This window comes from Streptomyces spinosisporus (assembly GCF_022698145.1).
GTDB lineage: Bacteria > Actinomycetota > Actinomycetes > Streptomycetales > Streptomycetaceae > Streptomyces > Streptomyces spinosisporus.
On the sequence record NZ_JALDAX010000068.1, the window covers coordinates 1 to 487 of the forward strand.

General features: G+C 72.9%; 1 protein-coding gene. It reads left to right on the forward strand.

Annotated features, from left to right (window positions below; genetic code table 11):
• The coding region (locus tag MQN93_RS43735) for an FAD-binding oxidoreductase (protein ID WP_242713924.1) at positions 1-487 on the forward strand (487 nt) is incomplete at both ends.

A 487-nucleotide genomic window follows, 5' to 3' on the forward strand; every position in this document is an offset into this window, starting at 1 on the left:
CGCGCAGGACGGCGCGCGCGTGGAGCTGACCGTGCAGCGCATCGCCGATGGTGAGGTCTCGCCGTACCTGGTCGACGAGCTGGTGGTCGGCGACCGGCTGGAGCTGAGGGGCCCGGTCGGCGGCTGGTTCGTCTGGCGGCCGGAGCAGCCCGAGCCGGTGCTGCTGGTGGCCGGAGGGTCTGGTCTGGTGCCGCTGATGTGCATGATCCGCGCCAGGCAGGCCGTGGGCAGCCGGGTCCCGTTCCGGCTGATCTACTCGCTGCGCTCACCCCAGGAGCAGCTCTACGGCCCCGAGCTGCTGAAGGGTGCACCCGGCCTGGACGTGACCCGCATCTACACGCGCCAGGCGGCCGCGGGGGCCGCGCGCCCCGCGGGCCGTATCACCCCGGAGGACCTGGCGAATTACGGCTGGCCACCCGACTTCGAGCCGCACGTCTACGTGTGCGGGCCCACGGGCTTCGTCGAGAAGGTGGCCGCCTACCTGGTG